General features: G+C 38.2%; 11 protein-coding genes. All 11 read right to left on the bottom strand.

Annotation, left to right across the window (positions count from 1 at the left end; genetic code table 11):
* Window positions 1-19: 19 nt before the first annotated feature.
* The 11 genes from FB551_RS06850 to FB551_RS06800 all read right to left on the bottom strand — a co-directional run bounded on the left by FB551_RS06850 (window position 20) and on the right by FB551_RS06800 (window position 12,978).
* A complete protein-coding gene (locus tag FB551_RS06850) occupies window positions 20-1,126 on the bottom strand; it encodes a pectate lyase family protein (protein WP_047430133.1) in 1,107 nt (368 codons plus the stop codon).
* A gap of 241 nt (window positions 1,127-1,367) precedes the next feature.
* Entirely contained in the window at window positions 1,368-1,706 is a 339-nt protein-coding gene (locus FB551_RS06845; RefSeq protein ID WP_047430136.1) for a cupin domain-containing protein, read from the bottom strand.
* Between the two features lie 348 nt (window positions 1,707-2,054).
* Entirely contained in the window at window positions 2,055-2,789 is a 735-nt protein-coding gene (locus FB551_RS06840; RefSeq protein WP_047430139.1) for a rhamnogalacturonan acetylesterase, read from the bottom strand.
* A gap of 207 nt (window positions 2,790-2,996) precedes the next feature.
* A complete protein-coding gene (locus tag FB551_RS06835; RefSeq protein WP_047430142.1) occupies window positions 2,997-3,962 on the bottom strand; it encodes a pectinesterase family protein in 966 nt (321 codons plus the stop codon).
* A 31-nt stretch (window positions 3,963-3,993) separates the two neighbouring features.
* Window positions 3,994-4,905 carry an alpha/beta hydrolase gene (locus FB551_RS06830; RefSeq protein WP_052186955.1) on the bottom strand — a complete coding sequence of 304 codons (912 nt, stop codon included), beginning with the start codon at window positions 4,903-4,905 and terminating at the stop codon, window positions 3,994-3,996.
* A 23-nt stretch (window positions 4,906-4,928) separates the two neighbouring features.
* The gene (locus FB551_RS06825) at window positions 4,929-6,596 is read right to left on the bottom strand and encodes a glycoside hydrolase family 28 protein (protein ID WP_047430145.1); all 1,668 of its coding nucleotides are present in this window, start codon (window positions 6,594-6,596) and stop codon (window positions 4,929-4,931) included.
* 1 nt (window position 6,597) lies between these two features.
* Entirely contained in the window at window positions 6,598-7,443 is an 846-nt protein-coding gene (locus tag FB551_RS06820; protein WP_047430148.1) for a rhamnogalacturonan acetylesterase, read from the bottom strand.
* Window positions 7,444-7,563: 120 nt separating this feature from the next.
* Complete coding sequence (locus FB551_RS06815; protein WP_047430151.1) at window positions 7,564-9,207, bottom strand: glycoside hydrolase family 43 protein; 1,644 nt, start codon at window positions 9,205-9,207, stop codon at window positions 7,564-7,566.
* A gap of 45 nt (window positions 9,208-9,252) precedes the next feature.
* The gene (locus FB551_RS06810) at window positions 9,253-10,506 is read right to left on the bottom strand and encodes a glycoside hydrolase family 88/105 protein (protein WP_047430154.1); all 1,254 of its coding nucleotides are present in this window, start codon (window positions 10,504-10,506) and stop codon (window positions 9,253-9,255) included.
* Between the two features lie 11 nt (window positions 10,507-10,517).
* On the bottom strand, window positions 10,518-11,513 hold the full coding sequence (locus tag FB551_RS06805; RefSeq protein WP_047433240.1) for a DUF4861 family protein: 996 nt from the start codon (window positions 11,511-11,513) through the stop codon (window positions 10,518-10,520).
* A gap of 49 nt (window positions 11,514-11,562) precedes the next feature.
* Window positions 11,563-12,978 carry a pectate lyase gene (locus tag FB551_RS06800; protein WP_047430157.1) on the bottom strand — a complete coding sequence of 472 codons (1,416 nt, stop codon included), beginning with the start codon at window positions 12,976-12,978 and terminating at the stop codon, window positions 11,563-11,565.
* Window positions 12,979-12,986: the final 8 nt, after the last annotated feature.

The raw sequence follows: 12,986 nt of genomic DNA, 5'->3' as shown, positions 1-12,986 counted from the left end.
TATTACTGTTATTTATGATTTAAAATGCGTCACAAACATTTCCTCCTAAAGTAGCACCTGCATTAGCGGTAACATCTGCTTTCACATCCGCAACATTTAGTTTTCCAATATTGTATGGCGGTGTGAATGCTGTTCCGCTTCCGTTAATATTCCCTGTAACATTAATGAAACTACTTCCCGTTTGCGTTACTGCTGTAAAGCCGCTCATTAAATTAATAGGCTCTTTTACGTTTTCAAAGACATTTCTTTCCACGAGAATATTGGCCTGTACTCCTGCTGCAATACATTTATTGCTTACAGAACTGTTGAAATAACTGTTCAGGATATGGATTTTGCCAAATCTTACTCTAGGCATACGCTCTCTGCATCCCGGAGCCCACCAGCAACGAACAAAGGTTACATTCAGCTTCCCGGCGTCAGCAGTAGCACCATCACTGGATCCGATGAGGTTAGAAAATCTGTGGTCATCCGTTCCGCCTGAACCACCCGGTTTTGGAGCTTTCAGATAATGGAATTTGGTGTAGGAAACTGTAATAAAGTCTGATTTGTTTTTGATATCAAAATTTCCATCCACACCATCTCTGAATTCGCAGTGGTCTATCCATACATTTCGGCAGTCATCAAGAATGGCATTATCCCAGCCGTCAGTATCGTAAGCTCCCGGACCTTCAAAAATAAGGTTTCTGATAATGATGTTGTTACATCTTTTAACATTGATAATTCCTGAGCCGTCTTTCGTCTGGTTTGTAGATACTAATTTAGCCCCGGTTGTTCCGTAAATTGTTTTTCCGGTCTGATCCTGGAGAGATAAACGTGTAGTGATGGTAATGGTTCCGGTTACTTTAATCACTTTTACAGCAGTATTTTCAATAGCAGCCTTTAATTGGGCATACGAGGAAACAGTAGTCTCTGCAGCCGTTCCTCCTCCGGTAGTACCTCCGTTTTCAGAAGCCCATCCGGGAGCCACACAATTGGCAAGAGGAACAATCTTTTGTGTAAGACTGTTTTTAATACTGATTTCGCTTTCTGCCAGGTCATTATTGATTTCTTCGTGACCACATCCGGTAAGGGCAAAAGTTGAACTTAGAGCTGCTGTAAAGAAGACAGCTTTGAACTTTGTTTTCATAGTTTATATTTTGTGATTTGTTCTGAAGTAAAATTATGAAGTTAATATTTAATTATTTTATATTTTGATATATTAATATTTATATAGTTATAATGTTAAATATTTTATTTGGTTAATCGGTTGCATTTTATTATTTATTTAAATTCACAAATTGAAATTGATTAAATGTTAAAATAAAGCGGCAATAATTGGAGTATAGAGTTCAAATCTAATGAAGAATAGATCTGCTTTTTCCGGCTTCCTAAATAAGAAAATCCTCTCTAAAAGGTGTAAAAGCATCAATCAGCTTTCCTTCCTCAAGGCATTTTACCCCATGGAAAACATTGGGCTGTGCAAAAAAGCCATCACCTTCCTGCAGAATTTTTGTTTCATTGTCAACAGTCACCTCAAACTTCCCGGAGGCAACATAAGTGATCTGAGAATGAAAATGCTGGTGTAATGCTCCGGTTGCTCCTTTCGTAAATTTGACAATCACCATCATTACCTGAGCATTGTAGCCCACAAACTGTCTTGAAACACCGTTTCCCAGATCTTCCCATTCAGAGTCTCCTTTAAAGAAAGGTTCTTTTTTTAAATCCATTTTTATCTTTTTTAAATTGAAATTTTGTAAGATCTGCAGAGAACTGTTTGCGTTCCCTCTGTCATTTTCTAGAAATCTAAATTTTTTATTTATTACCCAATAAAAAAATCTTTGCTGTACGAATTCCTTCGGAATTACAAAATTTATGGATAGTCTAAACGAGTAGTTTGTATCACTGTATTAATTGCGGAACAAATTAATATTTATATATACTTACATATACATACCTATGCATCTTATCATTCCTAAGAATCTAAATTCTTGTTTTTATCATCATGTATTACTTGATAAAAAAATATTGCTGTCTGATTAGTGCATAATGACAAACCGCACAGATCGTAAATTTTTTTATTTAATATATTTCTCTAATCCGGTGTTTAGACTTTTCAATGAAGCCGCTGCCAGTTTTGCAACGGATTCAGCTCCCAGCTTTGACAAATGAGTATCATCATCTTTTCCTTCCGGATAATAATTTTCATCCCCTTTTTTATAATGCAGATGCAACTTTTTTGAATTTTCCGGACCATAAGAAATTTCCAGTTGCTCTGATAATAATTGTAAATCCACAAAAGGAACTTTAAGATCATTGGCAACCATTTTTACTACCAAAGGATATTCTTTATGTGTATCCATCAAAACACCATTCTTATTAAAGTTTCTTCTGGCAATAGACGTCATCAGAATGGGAATAGCACCTTTAGATCTCGCTTCGTTCACATATCTTTCAAGGTTGGCTCTGTATTGAGTATATGGATTGGTAAACCGTGTCGAGTCATTAATTTTCTGATCGTTGTGTCCAAACTGAATAATGACAAAATCTCCCTTCTTAAGCTGATTTATTACTTTATTCCATCTTCCTTCCGTTCTGAAGCTTTTTGAACTTCTCCCGTTGGTGGCGTGATTCTGAACGGATATTCCGGAGGTCAACAGAGAGGGAAACATCTGTCCCCAGCCATGTTCCGGGTTTTTATCAGGATTTTCTTTATTGGCCATCGTTGAATCACCAATCAGAAACAGGGTAGGTTGTTGTGCCCACGTCATGATTGAGAGGAAGAAAAGAAGTAGGGTAAGCTTTTTATACATAGTTGTTTTTTATAATTTTTTTTGTCTTGTTATAATTTCTACATCATCAGACAAGTAAGCTGGAAAAACACAAAGGAGCTAATGAAGTTAAAAGACAGTGTTTTAGGGCGCAATGATTTTATCTTCGATAAAATTTTCAATCATAAAAACTGGTGGAAGTTTCTGATTTTCTTGGATTAATCTTCCCCTATGCGTCTGTTCAACAATTCAATATTTTGGGTTCCAGCCATCAAATATTTTTTCCAGGGTGTAATTTTTCAGATCTTTTTTGGTGAGTTGATGAGACCAGTTGATGCGTTTTGAAGTGTTTCCACCTTCCCCTTTACTTCCGGATTCTGCATAGTAGGCGGTTTTTTCTTTATCAGGAAACATTTTGTCGCCTTTCCATGGGTTCCAGCCCTCGGGAAGAATATGTTTTCCCATTTCTGTATTGATAAACACTGTTTTTGCGTATGGTCTCCAAGGTCTTCCCAGAAAAACTTTGGAAATGCCATCTTTTGCAATCAGTTGACAGTCAAAAAATATAAAACCATATTTCCTGTCAATTTCGGTGGCGGCTGCAGTGATATAAGAATCAGCGAGACTTTTAATCGTACAGTTTTTAAATACGGCAGTAGCCTGTCCGAAAATAAAATCTGTAGTTCCTTCTATATAACAGTTTTTAAAATATTGCCTGCTGTGATTGGTCGCAGAATATAAAGTATCCTGACATCCCAAAATAGCAGCGTTTACCATGATAAAACGATCACCTTCTACATGAAGAGCAACAGCCTGCCCTTCGTTGCATGAGCTGTTTTGAATGGTGAGATTAGTAATTTTAACATCATCCGACATTACCAATACCGTATATGAATTGAACGTCGTCATCTTTTCATTGAACACATCTGGCTTTCCGGAGAAGTCGTTATAGGTAATGATCGTATTTTCTTTGTTTTCACCTTCCAGAGTGATTTTATGTTTCGAAGAGGGAATCTCTATCTTTTCATGATAGGTCCCCGGTTTTATTTTGATTAATGCCTCGGCAGGCCCCAGATCCCTTATAGAATTGATGGCTTTTTGAATGGAGGTAAAATCTCCGTTTCCTTTCTGATCAACTGTAATCGTAATGTATGGTTCGCCTGCCCATAGCAGTTGAGCTGCTGTTATGAATAGAATTAAAAGTAATTTTTTCATACCATTTATTTGATCCGTTTGAGATTAAAAGCTATTTTAAAACCTTATTTAAAAAATCTACAGTATACTTCAGAGTTTCTGTAAACCATGGTTCTGCCGACCAGAATGAATGCGGAGAATCTTTGATTTCATAAAATTCAGTAGGGATGTCATAAGACTGCAATTTCTTCATCATATCATCTCTTCCTGCATGGAATCTGGACTGCGAACTGTTGATGAAAAGAGTAGGTGGTGTATGTTGATTTACATATTCCAACGGTGAGGCTTCCGTCCAGTTTTTGAGATTGATATCCCTGTCACCAGCCAGCCAGTAAGAGGCATACGTACTTTCTTCAGCTTCAGGATGTATAAACGAAACAATTCCGTCAATATTGATGATCGCCTTTATTTTGTTTTTGGCTTTTACGCCTACCAGGGTCGCCATCTGTGCACCGGCAGACTCACCTAAAACTGCCATTTTATTTTGATCTAAAGCATATCGTCTGTGATTTTTTCTGCCCCATTGAATAGCCGCTTCAATATCTTCAATACCTGCAGGATATTTGGCTATATCAGCAAGGCGATAACCAACAGCAATGACCACAAAACCTTTTGATGCCAGCTCCATTGCCATGTATTTTTCATTTTCCTTACTTCCGGAAATCCAGCCTCCACCATGTACCATAGCAATTCCTGCATGTTTTTTTGACGAATCAGCAGGGTAGTAAACATCTGCTTTTAAAGAAATTCCATGAGCAGTGCCATATTCAACATCTTTATCAATTCTGATATTTTGGGGTATCGGACGGTCAATAGGAGTAATAAAGCTGTATTTCTTTTTAAGCTTTTCAAAAGTACCTTCATTGGTGTAAGGAGAAGCATTCGGTCTCATCTGCCCGAATGCCATCGTCCCTACGAATAAAATAGAAATAGAAATATAAGTATGTCTTTTGTTAAAAATCATGAGCCGGATTCTTACAAATTATATTATTTTACTGCATTCTTAGGTACTTCTGTTCCTATAGAAAGCAAATTTTTGTCGGATCGCATTTCTTTTGGCAAAATAACAGCTTCCGTTTTGTTTCCTAAAATTTTGATATAAGGTTTGATTGGGGATTCAAATTTTACATCAGCAAGGTTAATATTTTTACTGTTGTAAACTGTTGCTCCCGTACCTTCAGAGTATTTCAACGTTACATTTTTTAATTGAATTCCGTCTGCATCAACAATAGTCAGTGCTTTTTTGGTATCAAATTTTGAATCTTCAATCACAATATTTTTAAGGTTCATTTCTGCCAGACCCAATAGAGTGATGGCTTCATAAGAATTAACGGCATTGATGTTTTTAAAGAAGATATTTCTGAAAACCGGAGTTTCATCTGTTACAGGATACACTTTTTCGGGGGTCTTGTTTCCTTCCTGCTTCTGTCCGTCTTCTAAAACCGGAGAAGAACCTTCATAAAACATATTGAAACCAATTGTTTGGGTAGGAATATTAATCATATCAATATTTTTAATATAAATATTTTCTACAATTCCACCTCTTCCACGCGTTGTTTTAAAACGAAGCCCGATGTCTGTTCCGATGAAAGTACAATCAGATACATGAATGTTTCTTGCTCCGCCGGACATTTCACTTCCCACGACAAATCCTCCATGGCCATGATACACTACATTGTTTTTGATGATTACATTTTCTGTAGGCATTCCTCTTTTTCTGCCATCCTCATTTTTTCCGGATTTGATACAGATAGCATCATCACCCACATCAAATGTATTGTCATAGATCAGAACATTTTTGCATGATTCCAGATCTACACCATCGCCATTTTGTGAAAACCATGGATTTCTTACGGTAAGATTTCTTAGGATCAGGTTGGAGCACATCAGCGGATGAAGGTTCCACGCCGGGGAATTCTGGAAAGTAGAACCATCTAACAATACTTTGTCGCAACCCACCAGACTTACCATCACCGGACGTAGAAAATCTTTTACGGTAGTTAGTTCGTTTTTGGATATTTTATCAGGAACATTAAAGCTTGAGCTGCTTTCAAATCCTTTTTTATAGCTTTCTGAAGGGTACCATGTTTTGCCATCGGAAGATAGAATTCCACCCGATTTTATGATTTCTTTCCATTCAGATTCTGCAACTTTACTTTTTTTGATAGCCCTCCATGCGTCACCGCTTCCATCAATGACTCCTTTTCCTGTAATGGCAATATTCGTAACATTTTTTGCGGAGATAGGAGACTGGCAACGGATGGTATTTAATCCTTCAAAACTTACATCTACCAAAGGATAATCATTTTTATCTTTACTGAAAATAATAAATGCGCCTTCTTCTACATGAAGATTGACATTGCTTTTCAATTCAATAGGACCTGTTAACCACATTCCTCTTGGTACCACCAGTTTTCCACCTCCTTTTTTACTAAGGTCTTCAATGGCTTTTTTGAAAGCTGCCGTATTTTTTACATTTCCACCTGAGATTCCGCCAAATTGTGCGATGGAAACTGTATTGGAAGGAAAAGTGGTTTCTGCAACCTGAGGCATTGTAAACTCAATGTTTTTGTAAATCTCCAGATTCTGAGCAAAAACTTGCCCCGAAAACATTATTGCTGTGGCTAAACCGATCATTGTAAGTGACTTCTTCATGTTATTTTTTTTGAGTTTTAATTATTTTTTTTAATTCCTGATACACTAAAGAGGCGACTGTTTTTGCTCCCTCAGGCTGAAAATGAGTATTGTCTTTCTGTCCTTTTGGATAGGCTTCATACAAGTTCTCAGGAAGGTTCATAAAATAATGAATGGTTGTAAAATCCTGTCCTTTTTTTGTAAAGTATTCCATCGATAATCTATTAAGATCGATATAGGGAACATTCATTTCCTTGGCAATATCAATCGGGGCCTGCCAGTAATCTCCATGTACATTTTCCAGTTTTCCGTCTTTCCATGGATAATTTCTGGCAACTGGAGTTACAATAACGGGATTTCCTCCTTTCTGTCTCGTCTGAGAAACGAATAAACGTAAAAATTCTTTATATCCCTGAATGTTCACATAGCGTTCAGGATGCTTTTCTGAGCTGTCATTATGCCCGAACTGCATGATCACATAATCACCAGCCTGAAGATGTTCATAGACATACCGCCATCTTCCTTCCTGAAAAAAAGTTCGTGTGCTTCTTCCACCATGAGCCCTGTCAATAACCGCTACGGAATCTGTTGTGATCCCAGGTTTCAGAGATTGTATACTGTCTTTTACAAAAAAAAGCTGAAAAACCTGTCCCCAGCCTGTGATGGGATACCGGACTTTCATATAGTCTTTTCCGGGATCATAATCTCCGGTATAATCAGCCATTGTGGAATCTCCGATGAGGTAAATATGGGTTACTTTTCTATCTGTTTTTACTGCTGTTTTTTGTGCTTTATCCTGTGACTGGCATGCTGACAGAAATAAGATACTTAATAAAAACAAAATGGGTTTATATATTCTTTTATTCATGACTTTTTTGTTGGGTAATCGCAAAGGCGCGAGGTTTTTATTCTCTGATTTAAAGCGCATAAATATCTTAAAACAGTGCTTTTTGCTATCGTTAGCCTCTTAACATTTACCAATATTATTTTACTTTTTAGTAATTCTGAACCAATCAAAATCAGCATATCCTCCTCTGGGTGCTTTTGGCGTACTGATGCTATAAAGCCCTACTTTTGCTCCAATCCATTTTCCCGGTTTTGCCTGGAAAACGTCACCTGCTTTGATGAAATTTTTACCGTTTTCGCTGTAACTGAACTGGCACAATCCATTGGGTTCGGTTACATTCACTTTTAAATAAGCCTCATTGCTTTTTAACTGAGTTTCCCAGAGTATTTTCTCCTCACCGCCTTTGTCTGCTTTTTCAGCTTTCCTTAGTTGTAGGTAATAGCCGTCAGGTTTGTTGGTGATAACCAGTGATGCATGATCTAGTCCCATAATCAGTAATCCTGCAGTTTTTCCATCCTTAGCTTCTTCGGGAACTAATTTTACCTTTGTTGTGGCAGTAAAATTAGGAGCCGGGAATTTTTGGGTTAACAGATTCGGAACATTCCACAGGTTTTTTTCACCTTCAAGAACTTTTATTGAGAATAACCTTAAAAATTGCTGTCCGGGAAGTTTGGAAGACCATACAATATTTTCATTCGCGCTCCATTGCCATTGTAAACCTAATTTCTTCCCATCAAATTCATCGGTCTCAGAAGGGGTGACAACAGGATATAATTGTCCAACATCTGGTTTTTTATAACTTACAACAGGCTCTCCGATTCCGTTTTTATTATAGTCTGTTCCCACTACGGGCCAGTCTTTTTCCCATTTCATTGGCTGCAAGTGAACAATTCTTCCGCCCGCATCCACATCCTGAAAGTGATAGAACCAGTTTTCTCCGGAAGGGGTATCTACCCATGCTCCCTGATGAGGTCCGTTGATGGTTGTTGAGCCCTGCTCCAGAACAATTTTTTCTTCGTAAGGGCCATATATATTTTTTGATCTCAGCGCAAGCTGCCAGCCTGTTGCAACACCACCTGCGGGGGCAAAAATATAATAATAGCCGTTTCTTTTATACATTTTAGGCCCTTCAATGGTAGGATGAGCATCATGACCATCAAAAACGTGAATTCCTTTATCGAGTACTTTTGTTCCTTCCGGATTCATTTTATTGAGGGTTAGCATACTTTTGACTCCGGCACGGCTTCCGGCCCAGCCATGAATAAGATAGGCATTTCCGTCTTCATCCCAGAAAGGACAGGAATCAATCAAACCTTTTCCTTCCATCACCAAAACCGGTTTCTCCCAGATTCCCAGAGGGTCTTTAGTTTTTACCATATAAATTCCGAAATCCGGATCTCCCCAGTAAATATAAAATTCTCCTTTATGAAATCTGAGGCTGGGTGCCCAAACGCCATCACCTCTTTTGGGTGTTGAAAAGTGTTCGGGTGGCAAGATATCCTGGATTGCATAATTAACCAGTTTCCAGTTGATCATATCTTTGGAGTGAAGAACAGGCAATCCGGGAGCTTCGTTGAAACTGGAGGCCGTCATATAATAATCATTCTCTACCCGGATAATGTCCGGATCTGAATAATCTGCATATAAAATAGGATTTCTGTAGTTTTTCCCCTGATCAGCAGTCCATACTTCGGAAACATATTTTTTTTCCTGTGCCTGAAGATAGGTAGAAGCTGCCGAAAAGGCTGTAAGGGTAATGATATTTAAAACACTTTTTGTCTTCATACAATCGATTATACATTATCTGGCTAAGAGTTTCTCAATCCTTTTTTATTTTTCAAATTCTAAACTGGCAAGAATAAACGGACCTGTTCCTTTTGGGTCATTGGAACGGACTTCTTCATTTACATAATATTCATAAGAACCGCTTCTGTAAGGTGTTCCGCCCAAACCTGCCACAGCACAGCATTTATTTAAGCTGACAACACCGTTTTCATCTACTGTAATCAGGTTTTTGATAATGCCATCGTATCCTTTTTTGGCGTATGCTTTATATGATTTGGATAAATATCCTTTGTTGACAGATTTTATCATGGTGTACACAAACATAGATGAACCTGTTGCTTCCAAGTAGTTTCCTTTTTCTCCTCCTTTATCCAATACCTGATACCAAAGTCCTGTCCTGGAATCCTGAACTTTGATAACAGCATCACAGTAAGATTTCAGGTAGGCAAGTAATTTTGCTCTTCCCGGATGGTTTCGAGGCAGATAATCCAGTACATCTACGATAGCCATTCCGTACCAGCCCATTGCTCTTGACCAGAAATTTGGTGAAAGTCCGGTTTCTTTATTTGCCCATTGCTGTTCTCTGCTTTCGTCCCAGGCATGATAGAGAAGTCCTGTTTTTTTATCTAAAAGGTGCTTCTGAATCAGTTCAAACTGATTGATGATATCGTTGTAAGCTTTTTCAGCTTCTTCGCCTTTTGAAAAATCATGGGTATAATGGGCATAAAATGGCTCACCCATGTATAACCCGTCCAGCCACATCTGGTTAGGATAAATTTTCTTGTGCCAGAAACCGCCTTCTGAAGTTCTTGGCTGGCCATCAATTTGAGAGCGCAGGGTTTGCAGAGCTTTTAAGTATTTGTCTTTTTTCTCCTGCTGATAGAGGTAAAGAAGTACATTTCCACAATTCAGCATATCAATATTGTATTTGGAAAGATCATAAGAAACAACACTTCCGTCTTCTTTCACCATGGTATCACCAAAGGTTGTGATGTATCTGTAATATTCTTTGTTTCCCGTTTTTTCAAACAACCTTTCAGCACCTTCCAGAACGATGGCTGTGGGATAGCTCCATTTGGGCGCTTTGTTATAATCCAGCATCCATGCCTGAGGAAAGCGTTGTATTTCAGAAAGAAGCATTCTTTCCGACCATGGAAGTTTGGCTGAAATTTTTCCGTTTACTTTTGATTGTATTTCGGATGAAGAATTTTGCAGTGGCTGTTGTGCACAGGAAAAAAAGAGTCCTGAACATACTGCTGCCAATGCATAGATTGTAATAGAATTATTAATAAAGTTCATGATTTTAAACTTTAAAGTTGTTGAGTTTTATCCAGAATATCCAGTTTTTTATTCAGGTCCTGGTAGAAAGAGTCTTCGGTAGTTAAGCCGTTGGGTTCCTGTGACCAGGCTCCTAAAAAGTAATAAGATACATTTTTGGTCTTTTTGAAAATGATCGTATGGGTAGATTTTGTCTTTACATATTGATCTAGACTTTCAATAGGATAGAAGACTGCCATTCCCAGATTGTCTTCTTTTTTGGCTAAAGTTTGCGGTCCATAAGTCGCAATATAGCCCCATTTTTTATTTTTACTGATTCCCTGTTTCAAAGGAATGTCTTTAAAAGCAACAATTCCCGTACATAAACCTGAAAGGCTATTGTTTAGGGTAAGGTCCACTTTTACGAAACGATCTTTGGGTAAAATAGTCAGTTTTGACTGCAGATCTACCGGATTACCCCAGGTTTTCCATCCCTTGTAATTGATAATGGCATAAGACTGGTCTTTTTCATTGACCACTTTTGTGGTAGTCTTTTTTACGATTTTAAAAGTTTCAACATAATCATTCTGTTCATCATATCTTCCGTAAGACCCGATTCCGATGGTACGGCCGGACTTCAGGATATCCTGTCCCCACGGAGCATCATGATGATAAGATTCAAAACCATCCTGACCGACTTCCGGTAATACCAGAGTGTTTACTTTTTTACCAAAAATATCTGTAGCATTTCTCCAGTCCAGATAGAGCCTGTAGCCAATCTGATTGTTTTCCAGACCAATTCCTTCATATCTGATATATGAGGAGTGATCCGTATGGGTTTCCGGCAGGGTAAGTTCCTGAACGTTTTTAAAAGTTCCGCCGATGTATTGATTGCCTTCCCATTGGCCGCCTTCTTTTACAGAAAGTTCAGCGTAGGAAAATGGTGCTTTAGGATTTTTCTTACTGTTTTCAATCACAGAAGTCTGTGCTGAAAGAGTTGAACTGATAAAAGTTCCCGCAATACATATTGTAAATAAGCTGAATTTCATACTTTTTCTTATTAGTTTACCGATTTGTAACAAAGAGTTTTCATGGTTATTAACGTTGTTCATCGGTTATTTTACTGACGATATCGTTGAAATAAACCTCAATATTGTCATAATTTTTATCCAGATCTCTGCCATAGGCATTGGCGGATTTCGGGTCTAAATGATGTTTAATTTCCCACTCATCAGGAATTCCATCATTATCTGAATCTGGGAGTGGTTTTTCCTGCCTCAAATTTGGAAATCCACCCACATCCTCCTGAGAGTCGATGATTCCATTTGTGCTTCCTTTTGATCCTCTATAAGTAAAGTTTCCGGTTTTGATATCTTTTATAATATGCAGATCAACAGCGTCACGTACCAGGCTTGCTCCTCCATATTGTAAAGTTTTTTCATAGGCTTTCTGGGCGGTATGGGTGATGGTATTATTTTTAATATCGTGAGGCTGATTAATCCTTATGGAATTTTTATCTTTTTCCGTTAGATTGTACGAGGATTTCATCTGATTAAAAACACCTTCTTTCCAATTGTCTTTGGTAGTTTCAGGATTTCCCTCCATGACATTTCCATGGATATAGTATTTTCCCCAGGTATTGTAGACTTCCGTTTTCGGATTTTCATTTTTATCTATGGCAATAATCCTTTGTCTGGTGATGGTTGCAGGTCCGGGTTTGTAATAATTATTGATGATGTTGACGTTCATTCCTTCACCGCCGTATATGCTGTTGTGTCCCCAGTTATACATCACATTATTTCTGAAATCAGTAAGGTCGGTGAGGGCAAATTTACTTCCTGCATATTCTCCCAATCGTGGATTCCTACTATCGTGATGAGCATATATATTGTGATGAAATGATGCCTGTTTACCTCCGGCAATTCCTCCGTAACCATGGGCTCCTTTCTGATGGAAGCTGTTTCTGAGGCTTTCCGCAATAATACACCACTGCAAGGTTGTATTTTCGTTGGCGTAGATGGAAACAGTTTCGTCTGTGGACCAGCTCATAGAGCAATGATCTACTATCAGATTTTTGATGAATCTTGCACCCAAAGCATCACCTTCAAATTTTTTCTGATCTCCCATTCTGAATCTCAGATAGCGGATAATAACGTTGTCAGCCGCTATAAATGTTTCGTAATTGGCAACGGTAATGCCGTCTCCGGGAGCGGTTTGTCCGGCAATGGTGACGTTACCTTCTTTTATTTTTAAAGGAGATTCAAGATAGATGGTTCCGCTGGTTTTAAAAACAATATATCTCGGCCCTTTCTGGTTCAGGGCATATCTTAATGTTCCTTCAGAATGATCGTCTTTCAGGTTGGTTACGAAATATACTTTTCCGCCACGACCGCCCGTTGTGAATCTTCCAAAACCTTCAGCACCCGGAAAGCTCAATACTTCCTGCGCATTGATCAGCGTGGAAATACTGCATAAAATTCCGGTAGCGAATATTCTGATGAAACTCTTTGTCATGATTGAAA

The sequence above is a fragment of the Chryseobacterium aquifrigidense genome (genome assembly GCF_006716485.1).
Classification (GTDB): domain Bacteria; phylum Bacteroidota; class Bacteroidia; order Flavobacteriales; family Weeksellaceae; genus Chryseobacterium; species Chryseobacterium vietnamense.
This window is presented reverse-complemented; position numbering and strand designations above follow the sequence as displayed.

Bases quoted from the DNA above. Each gene is read 5' to 3' on its own strand.
- FB551_RS06850 (WP_047430133.1), bottom strand. From the start codon at position 1,126: ATGAAAACAAAGTTCAAAGCTGTCTTCTTTACAGCAGCTCTAAGTTCA.
- FB551_RS06835 (WP_047430142.1), bottom strand. From the start codon at position 3,962: ATGAAAAAATTACTTTTAATTCTATTCATAACAGCAGCTCAACTGCTA.
- FB551_RS06825 (WP_047430145.1), bottom strand. From the start codon at position 6,596: ATGAAGAAGTCACTTACAATGATCGGTTTAGCCACAGCAATAATGTTT.
- FB551_RS06830 (WP_052186955.1), bottom strand. From the start codon at position 4,905: ATGATTTTTAACAAAAGACATACTTATATTTCTATTTCTATTTTATTC.
- FB551_RS06815 (WP_047430151.1), bottom strand. From the start codon at position 9,207: ATGAAGACAAAAAGTGTTTTAAATATCATTACCCTTACAGCCTTTTCG.
- FB551_RS06805 (WP_047433240.1), bottom strand. From the start codon at position 11,513: ATGAAATTCAGCTTATTTACAATATGTATTGCGGGAACTTTTATCAGT.
- FB551_RS06800 (WP_047430157.1), bottom strand. From the start codon at position 12,978: ATGACAAAGAGTTTCATCAGAATATTCGCTACCGGAATTTTATGCAGT.
- FB551_RS06840 (WP_047430139.1), bottom strand. From the start codon at position 2,789: ATGTATAAAAAGCTTACCCTACTTCTTTTCTTCCTCTCAATCATGACG.
- FB551_RS06810 (WP_047430154.1), bottom strand. From the start codon at position 10,506: ATGAACTTTATTAATAATTCTATTACAATCTATGCATTGGCAGCAGTA.
- FB551_RS06845 (WP_047430136.1), bottom strand. From the start codon at position 1,706: ATGGATTTAAAAAAAGAACCTTTCTTTAAAGGAGACTCTGAATGGGAA.
- FB551_RS06820 (WP_047430148.1), bottom strand. From the start codon at position 7,443: ATGAATAAAAGAATATATAAACCCATTTTGTTTTTATTAAGTATCTTA.